We start from the raw sequence: 8,854 nt of genomic DNA, 5'->3' as shown, positions 1-8,854 counted from the left end.
GAGGCGGGTGCGGTGATGCAGACCGATTACGCACCCATAAATTTTCACTGAGAATTGACCCACGTAGACCCGCTACCCTGACGCTGCAAAGGCTGATTTCAAGTGGAATGATATCAAAACGGACGAGAAGAAGATTGGGGATATGACCAATTGCACATGGTCATTCCGGATGCGCAAGAATATTGGTTTCGCACTTGTTTCCGTTGCTGCAAAGCCCGAGGACAGGGTAGTGGTACAGCGCGGGGCAGGTCCGGTCGAGGGAACACTTTGCGATTTGCCGTTTCTATGAGGTCAAAATGAAAATCATTACCGAGCCGGCGCGGCATACTCCTGTCATTCTTAATACCGACGTGCTTGTCGTCGGCTCTGGTCCTGGTGGTTTGGCCGCCGCGCTTGCCGCTGCACGCGCGGGTGTGCAGGTTTGCATGGTGGAACGCTTTGGCTGTTATGGCGGCAATATTACTGTGGTCGGAGTAGAGGGGCTGGCATGGTATCGCCACGAAAAGACGGTGGAAGCAAACGGGATTGGGCGAGAGTTTGAGGACCGTGCAAAAGCAATGGGTGCAGCCGTCCCCGAAAGCCAGTCGCTAAGCTATGAATTGGACAGCGAAGGTTTCAAACTGGTTGCTGACCGTCTGGTAGAAGAGGCTGGCATTCACGGTATGATGCACCGCCAATTCGTCGCTCCGGTGATGGAAGGCGATCGAATTGCCGGCATCATCGTCGAGTCTAAAGCAGGGCGCGAAGCGATCCTGGCCCAAGTGGTCATCGATGCAACGGGCGACGCCGATATTGCCGTCCGCTGCGGCGCGCCAGCACACAAGACCCCGACAGAAGACATGCAGGCCGCCAGCGTGATGTTCCACCTTGCTGGGGTCGATAAAACTGCATTCATGGCAGAAGTGACGGCCGACCCGCAAACCTACAAAGACTGGTCCACAGGAGAGTGGACGGTTGAGACAGATGGGAAAGAGGACGACATGTTTTCGCCCTTCTTGAAAAAGCCATTCGCCAAGGCGATCGAGCAGGGGTTGATCCCCAAGCATCTGAACACAATCGCCGGCACTTGGGGCGCGATACATGACACAGGCGAGTTGACCTACATGAACCTTGTCCATTTGGCAGGGATCGATGGTACAGACCCTGACAGCATGACAAAAGGCGAAGTCGAGGGGCGGAAACAGGCGATGCTGGCCATCGAGGCGCTGCGCCAATACATGCCGGGATGCAAAGGCGTGCGATTACGTAATTTTGGTATGAGCATTGGCATCCGGGACACCCGCAAGATTGATGCGCTCTACAATATGACTGAGGCTGATGTCCGCTATGAGGGCCGGTTTGAAGACACCATTGGCATCTATCCAGAATTCATCGACGGCTACGGCATTTTGATCATTCCGACGACAGGCCGCTACATGCAGATCCCGTATCGTTCGATGTTGCCAAAGGGTGTAAAGGGACTTTTGGTCGCTGGCCGTGCGATCGGGGGCGACCGAGTTGCCCATGCCGCGACGCGCAACATGGCCTGCTGTGCTGTTGCGGGGCAAGGGGCTGGGGTTGCTGCCGCTTTTGCGGTCAAGACTGGCCGAGATGTGGCCGAGATAGATATAGGTGCAGTTCAATCCGAGTTGGTGCGGCAAGGCGTTCGTATTCAATGACCAGCCCCGCATCTGAAAGAGTTCTTGATACGGATGTCTTGGTTGTTGGCGGCGGCACATCCGGGTTCGCAGCGGCATTGGCCGCAGCTCGCGCGGGCGGAACTGTCCGCCTCATTGAAGCGGGGTCAAAGATTGGTGGTGTGATGGCTTTTTGCCCGGGCATGCCGTGGGGCGGCGGCTATCCGCAGGGCAAGAACATCGGCGGCATCTTTGGTGAATTGACTGACCGGCTGGCACAGATGGCGCCGCCGGCCGCCGAGGTCCGGCCTTGCACTTTGGCAAACTTCGGCTTCGAGGTGCACTACGATCACGAAATCGCCACCTTGGCGATGTTCGAGATGCTGGATGAGGCGGGCGTGACACTACACCTGAACACTTTCGCGAATGAGCCGGTGATGAAGGAAGCCCGGATCAACAGTGTCACGGCTCACGATCGACGCGGTCCGCTTACCATCAAGCCAAAAGTGGTAATAGATTGCTCCGGCGATGGTGACCTGTCTGCACGCGCAGGCGTTCCCTACACACTGGGCGATCACAGTGGCAACATGATGGCGGTCACGCTGACGTTTCACATGGTTGGTGTAGATGTAGCGCGCGTTTTTGAAGGCGGTGATCCCTACTTTCAAGTATTCGCGGCGGAAGGCATCGCTGCTGGTAGGCTGCACCCAGATCTGCATAAACTTTACCTGATGCGGGGGTTTCACCGCGATACGGTATTCTGCAACACTGTCACGATCCGGGGTGTGAACGGCACCGATCCGATGGAGGTGAGCCGCGCCACACAAGAAGGCCGCCGGCGCTGTCATCAAGTCGCCCGTTTTCTCGTCGACGCCGTCCCTGGCTTTGAAACTGCGCAGATGTGGGGCCTCGGTCCCACGGTGGGAGTGCGTGAAACCCGCCGGTTAGAGGCCATATACCGCATTACTGGTGAAGATATCGCCCGCGCAACAAAGTTCGCGGATGGAATTGTCGCTTGCGATAATCCAATTGATGACGTGATGCGCAATTCCGCTGAAATGACGCATGAGGCGGCGGTCAAAACGGGCGATTACTATACTATTCCCTTCAGATCCCTCATCCCGCGAAAGATCGAAAACCTGCTATTTGCCGGGCGGCTTGTGTCGGCGGACCCTGTGGCCTTTGCTTCCGTTCGGGGGATGCCACAATGTATGGCGATGGGGCAGGCCGTAGGCCATGCGGCTTGCATGGCGTTGGCGGAAGACGCCAAAGTTCAAGCGTTTGATCAAGCCGCTCTAGTCTCGCAATTGGCTAGGCTTGGGTTGTGGACATGAGACGCCGTGTTTGGTCTTTAGAGCCGCCCTCGTTCGTCTGATCGGTATTTTGCAGAAAATTTATAACGACTTAAAAGTAGCCTTTGGCACATGGGCTGCGAATGCCCTGCGAGGTGTTTATTTGAAACGTTGTTGCGAGCCAGTTTCAGACACAGCGGAAACCTTGATTTCGTCCGTTTCAGCGAACCTGCGCGCGGTTAGCTAATTGGATATAGTATGCACTTTTCATGTGCATAAACTATGCCCATGATTGACGCCCATACATTTAGACGGTAATCTCTTTTCAGGAGGCAGACTTATGAATTCGCACACCCGAAAACCTACAAACCTGTCGCTGGACGCTGATTTGCTTACACAAGCCAAAGCATTGAAGGTGAACCTGTCTCGCGCTGCAGAGGATGGCGTGCGAGCGGCGGTTTCTGTAGCCAAGGCACAGCAATGGAAAGTAGAGAATGCTGCGGCAATTCGAAGTTCCAACGCACATGTCGAAAAGCATGGATTGCCGCTTGATAATTACCGTCAGTTCTGATGCCCAAGTATGACGTATTTCCCAACCCGTCCGGCAATGGTTATCTTTTGGATGTCCAAACGGATTTGCTGAGTGATCTCAACACCAGAGTTGTCGTGCCATTGCTGCCAACATCCAGCGCACCGAAGCCTGCAACAAGGCTTAATCCTATTTTCAATTTCGAAGATCAGCCAGTCGTTATGGTAACACAGTTTATGGCGGCCGTACCAACCGGCATTCTCAAAACCTCAGCTGGAAAGCTCGATGGAGAGTTTGGGGTAGATTCCGGTAGGGGGCAGGATGACACCCTAAGGCTCCCGCCCCAATCTTTTTTCACCGGTTTTGTGCCCTGTGGCCGTCTTCATTGTGGCGATGAGCGTGGCGTGCCCGTTTGGTGGCCGTGAAGGTGGCAAGAAATAGGGGTGATTACTTCACAACTTTGCCCCGGCTTGCCGCCGCCACCGGTATTCGCCGGTGAGCAGGATGTGGGCCCATCCTAGCGGGGAGATATGCGCCAGCAGAGCGGGGTCGCAATTCAGCCCGGCCCGCTGCCGCGCGGCGACGGCCTGACCGAGCTGCTTGGTGTTCCAGTAGATGATGATGGCGGCGAGCAGGTTGAGACCGGCCATGCGGTAGTGCTGCCCTTCGGCGGTACGGTCGCGGATTTCGCCTTGGCGACCGATGCGCAGGGCGTTTTTCAGGGCGTGATGCGCCTCGCCCTTGTTCAGGCCGATCTGGGCACGGCGCTGCATGTCGGCGTCGAGGAGCCATTCGATGATGAAGAGGGTCCGCTCGACGCGGCCGATTTCACGTAGCGCCAGGGCTAGCTCGTGCTGGCGCGGATAGGCGGCGAACTTCTTGAGCAACTGACTGGGCGGCATGCCGCCTGTCACCATGGTGGCAGCCGACCGCAGCACGCCGGGCCAGTTCTGAACGACAAGGCCCTCGCGGATCTTGCCGCCGATCAGGCCGCGCAATTCGCTTGGCGCTGACGCAGGATCGAACAGGTAGAGACGTCTGGATGGCAGGTCTCGGATACGCGGGATAAACCGAAACCCGAGCAACGAGGTCACGGCAAAGACGTGATCAGTGAAGCCGCCGGTGTCGGCATACTGCTCTGTGATCTTCCGCCCGGCCTCGTTCATCAGCAGCCCGTCCAGGATGTAGGGCGCTTCGCTCACGGTGGCCGGAATGTTCTGGGTCGCGAAGGTGCCGAACTGGTCGGAGACATGGGTGTAGGCCTTGAGGCCCGGCTCGGAGCCGTATTTCGCGTTGATGAGGTTCATGGCTTCGCCCTGCCGGGCGGCAGGGAAGAATTGCCCGTCGCTGGAGGCGGTCACGCCACCGCCCCAAAACTTGGCCATGGGCAGCCGAGACTGCGCGTCAATCACCATTGCGAGGGCCTGGTTGATGGCGTCGCTCTCCACATGCCATCGCGACAGGCGGGAGAGCTGGAAGTAATCATGGGTGTTGGTCGCTTCGGCCATCTTGCTGAGGCCGAGGTTCAGGCCCTCGGCCAGCAACACCGTCAGCATGCCGATCTGGTCTTTGCAGGGCGCACCAGTTTGCGAACTGATGAAGGTTTCCGTGAAGCCGATATCCGCATCGGCTTCCTGCAACAGCTCGGTAATCCGTATGGCGGGCAGCCGGTCGTAGAGATCGAGTACCAGCTCGTCCGCCTCTTCGGGCACAGCGGCGCTCAGGCGGTCGAGTTTCAGGATGCCGTTCTCGATCGACCCGCCGGGAATGGCCCCCGCACGCGCCGCCTTGGCCAGCCGCGCCAGACCGTCGGTCATGCGTGCCTTGCGGTCGGCAAGCCAGGCTTCCGGATCAAGTGGCACGGCCAGTCTTGGTATGTCCTTCACCGCCTCGGCGGGAACCAGAGCCTGTTTCAGATCGCTGTAGCGCCGGGAATGAGGCACCCAGATATCGCCTGAGCGGAACGCATCCCGCAGATGGAACAACACCGCCACTTCCCAGAGCCGGTGGCCATCTTCCTCTTGGGCATTCAAGTGGCGATGCCATTTCGAACTGCGTCGCAGGAAGCCAACCGGTCGTTCCTCGGGTCTCTGATCGTCCGCGATCAGCGTGCTGGCCTGTAGCAAGGGCGCTGTGACACCCGCCGCCTGGATATCCAACGCGCGCAGCATGCGCGGGGCATAGCGCCGGAACCTGTGATAGCCTTGGCCAACATGCGCCAAGGGGTCAGCCGCCATTGTGTCCGTCAACTCGGCAGCGGTGGCAACCAACCCTTCAAGCCGTTCCCACCCGCAGGCCAGCTCCGTCGCCTGATCTAATGGCGCGCCATCGCTTCTGGCGTCGAGCAAGGCGGCACCAAGAAATTTGAAGGCGCGCAGGGTGTCCTGCACCGCCGTCTTTGCATCAGCGATCTTGGCATCGCAGAGCTTCTTGGCACCCTGCCATGTCTTGCCGATAATCCGGTCGTGGGTCTCTATCACTGCATCGGCAAGCGCCGCACGCCATGCGACCGCGCAGACCGCGATGATGGCTAGTCGGCGATCACTGCTGATGTCGCGCAGGCCATCGGCAAAATAGCGTTCCCCCTGACGCTGCAGGCGGGTCACCCGATGGGGTGGAATGCCCGAAAGCATGTCAGGCGACAGGTCCATCTCCTGCAGGAATTCCAACCGGTCGAGTAGGCGGGCGGCATCGGCCGAGTTCTGCCCCACCTCGAATTGGCGCAACCAGACGAACCGGCTGACCTTGCCATCGACCATATCCGTAAGCAGGGCATCAAGGCGGGCTTTCAGGGGCTCGTCCAGCCGGGCCACGATGGCGCTGTCGATCCAACGTTCCGCCGCGACAAGCGCATCCGCGCAGAGACGCTCGATCACGGATATACCCGGCAGGATGGTCTTGGTCCGGCGGCACTCATCGACAAACCGGCAGGCCAGATCATGATTGGTGGTCGCGTGCTCCGCCTCGCTCACCAGCCAGACCTTTAGCTCGCGTGCGCGGTGACCGGAGAACATCTTGAAACCGTAGAGCTGACGGAGGTCGTGAAGATGCTGCTGACGGGTCTGACGACGAGCGGCGTAAGGCAGGATCTCATCCCCGGTCATGCCCAATTGGGCCCCGATAAACCGAACAACTGACTCAGGGATCACCTCGCGAGATGACAGGAGGCGGCCGGGATATCGCAGGGCGCATAGCTGTAGCGCGTACCCGAACCGGTTCTCTGAGCGCCTGCGCACATTGATGTGCTCAATGTCCTCATCCGACAGCGTGTAGTGATAGAGGATGCTGGCTTCGTCTTTCGGAAGGTCGATCAGCGCTGCGCGTTGGCGCGCGGTCAGAATAGAGCGTCTTGGCATGTGGGATTGTCCTTGTTAGTTATTAGTCTGTTCAGGACAAAATCCGCACCAGCAAAATCAAAGGCTTGCAAGGCCAAACTTCGAGGGGGTTCAACTGGGACAGCGCGCGGCCATCTACGCCAGGGTTTCGACATCCGACCAGTCCTGTGAGCGACAGGTCGCGGAACTGACCGCATTTGCAGAACGCGGCAGCTATGACGTGGTCGGTGTGTTCAAGGAAACGGCCTCCGGGGCCTCAGCCAATCGCGCAGCCCGCAATCAGATCATCGATCTCGCGCAGGCCCGGCAGATAGACGCCATTCTTGTCAGTGAGCTTTCCCGGTGGGGGCGATCCACTCAGGATCTGCTCGATACCCTCAATCGGCTCGCAGGCTGGAAAGTCTCAGTCGTGGCCATGAGCGGCATGACCTTCGAGGTCGAGACGCCACATGGTCGAATGATGGCCACCATGCTGGCTGGGATCGCCCAGTTTGAACGTGATCTGCTCAGCGAAAGGGTGAAATCCGGCCTCGCCGCCGCTCGGGCACGCGGCAAGAAGCTTGGGCGTCAGCCGGGACAGCGCCCCAAGTCCGACAAGCTGGCTCCGAAGGTGTTGCAGGCCATCGAAGACGGAAGGTCATACCGATGGATCGCCCGGGACCTTGGTATCTCGAAAAATACCGTCACGGACATCGTCAAACGGAACAGGGATCGCGCTTAGGGTGTCATCCTGCCCCCTACCGGAATCTACCCCAGTTTGAGAAAATCACATCCGCAATCGATATGCTTATTCAGGGCTTTTAACTAAAAGAAATCTATTTGCTGGCTATTTATTTTACATAATCATCATTATACGTTTTAAAAGTGTGTAGCCGCAAAGCGATAATGTCACCCCTGTGCAAAGCAGGAATGTCACTCTCTTGTTCAAATGAGCAACGGGAGATTGAGCATGGGATGAGTGATGATGAGCGAGCGCGAGTTAAATCGCATTGAGGTGTTGGCGCATGTCGATGACGGGCGTTTGAGCGTTCAGAACGGCGCGAACATGTTGGACATCACGAAGCGCCAGATGTTTCGGTTGCTGAAGACATACCGAACTGACGGTGCTGCTGCGATCCGGCACAAAGCGCGTGGCAAAGCTCCTAATAACAAGATCCACGAGGCAAAGCGTGACTATGCTGTGGCCTTGGTCAAAGAGAACTATCAAGATTTCGGTCCAACTTTGGCAGCTGAGATGTTGGTGCAAAATCATGGCTTCAAGGTCTCACGCGAGACGCTGCGCAAGTGGATGACCGACGACGGTCTATGGTTGTCGCGCAAGCAACGGCGCACATTTCATCAGCCTAGATCACGACGAGAATGTTTTGGAGAGCTGGTTCAAATCGACGGTTCTAATCATCGCTGGTTCGAGGATCGCGTCGGTCCCTGCACCCTGCTCGTCTTCATTGATGATGCGACCAGCATGTTGATGGAGCTGCGGTTTGTTCAATCAGAAAGCACGTTCAGCTACTTCGGCGCGCTAGAGAACTACCTGCTTAACCACGGTCGCCCCGTTGCGTTTTACAGCGACAAACACACGGTGTTCCGCGTCTCAAAGCCCAGCCAACACATGACTGGCATGACGCAATTTGGGCGTGCGTTGGCTGAGTTAAACATCGAGATTCTTTGTGCAAACAGCTCTCAGGCTAAAGGCCGTGTCGAACGGGCGAACCGGACGTTGCAAGATCGGCTCGTTAAAGAACTACGCCTTGCAGGCATCTCAAACATGGAGGACGGCAACGCCTTCCTGCCGGGGTTTACGGAACGTTTCAACGCTAAGTTTGCAAAGGCTCCTGCCAAGCCAAACGACCTGCATCGCGCGCTCAACATTGAACCAGATCGACTGAGCGAGGTCTTCTGTTTGCGCGATCAACGTCATGTCACCAAAGATCTGATGCTGAAGTACGACCGCAAACGGATCAAGCTGGAGATCAATAATCTGACGCGCGGCCTCGCTGGTAAATTTGTCGATGTCTACGAGTATGGTTGCGGGCGCATTCAGGTCCGCGCCAACGGCGTTGTCCTGAAGTGGTCCGGCAAAAC

At 57.5% G+C, this 8,854-nt stretch carries 8 protein-coding genes; 7 read left to right on the top strand and 1 reads right to left on the bottom strand.

The window, feature by feature from the left end; all coding sequences use genetic code 11:
* The first annotated feature begins 112 nt into the window (after window positions 1-112).
* The 5 genes from B9P63_RS16965 (at window position 113) to B9P63_RS16945 (ending at window position 3,862) form a co-directional block, all read left to right on the top strand.
* Window positions 113-289 (top strand): glycine cleavage T C-terminal barrel domain-containing protein, encoded by a 177-nt coding sequence (locus B9P63_RS16965; protein ID WP_281252376.1) that lies wholly within the window; start codon window positions 113-115, stop codon window positions 287-289.
* Between the two features lie 7 nt (window positions 290-296).
* Window positions 297-1,658, top strand: a complete 1,362-nt coding sequence (locus B9P63_RS16960; RefSeq protein ID WP_085310998.1) for an FAD-dependent oxidoreductase — start codon at window positions 297-299, stop codon at window positions 1,656-1,658.
* Complete coding sequence (locus B9P63_RS16955) at window positions 1,655-2,950, top strand: FAD-dependent oxidoreductase (protein ID WP_085310996.1); 1,296 nt, start codon at window positions 1,655-1,657, stop codon at window positions 2,948-2,950. Before B9P63_RS16960 ends, B9P63_RS16955 begins: the two co-directional genes overlap by 4 nt.
* A 298-nt stretch (window positions 2,951-3,248) precedes the next feature.
* Entirely contained in the window at window positions 3,249-3,479 is a 231-nt protein-coding gene (locus B9P63_RS16950) for a type II toxin-antitoxin system CcdA family antitoxin (protein ID WP_085310994.1), read from the top strand.
* Complete coding sequence (locus B9P63_RS16945; RefSeq protein WP_085310992.1) at window positions 3,479-3,862, top strand: CcdB family protein; 384 nt, start codon at window positions 3,479-3,481, stop codon at window positions 3,860-3,862. Before B9P63_RS16950 ends, B9P63_RS16945 begins: the two co-directional genes overlap by 1 nt.
* A gap of 27 nt (window positions 3,863-3,889) precedes the next feature.
* Here B9P63_RS16945 and B9P63_RS16940 read toward each other — a convergent pair whose 3' ends face one another.
* Entirely contained in the window at window positions 3,890-6,793 is a 2,904-nt protein-coding gene (locus B9P63_RS16940) for a Tn3 family transposase (protein ID WP_085310990.1), read from the bottom strand.
* A gap of 94 nt (window positions 6,794-6,887) precedes the next feature.
* On the opposite strand from B9P63_RS16940, the gene B9P63_RS16935 reads away from it, so the two are divergent.
* Window positions 6,888-7,493 carry a recombinase family protein gene (locus B9P63_RS16935; RefSeq protein ID WP_085310988.1) on the top strand — a complete coding sequence of 202 codons (606 nt, stop codon included), beginning with the start codon at window positions 6,888-6,890 and terminating at the stop codon, window positions 7,491-7,493.
* A gap of 240 nt (window positions 7,494-7,733) precedes the next feature.
* Window positions 7,734-8,854 (top strand): ISNCY family transposase (locus tag B9P63_RS16930; RefSeq protein ID WP_176219190.1); only part of this gene is annotated, 1,121 nt, incomplete at its 3' end.

The organism is Planktotalea arctica (assembly GCF_002105285.1).
Classification (GTDB): Bacteria; Pseudomonadota; Alphaproteobacteria; order Rhodobacterales; family Rhodobacteraceae; genus Planktotalea; species Planktotalea arctica.
This window is presented reverse-complemented; position numbering and strand designations above follow the sequence as displayed.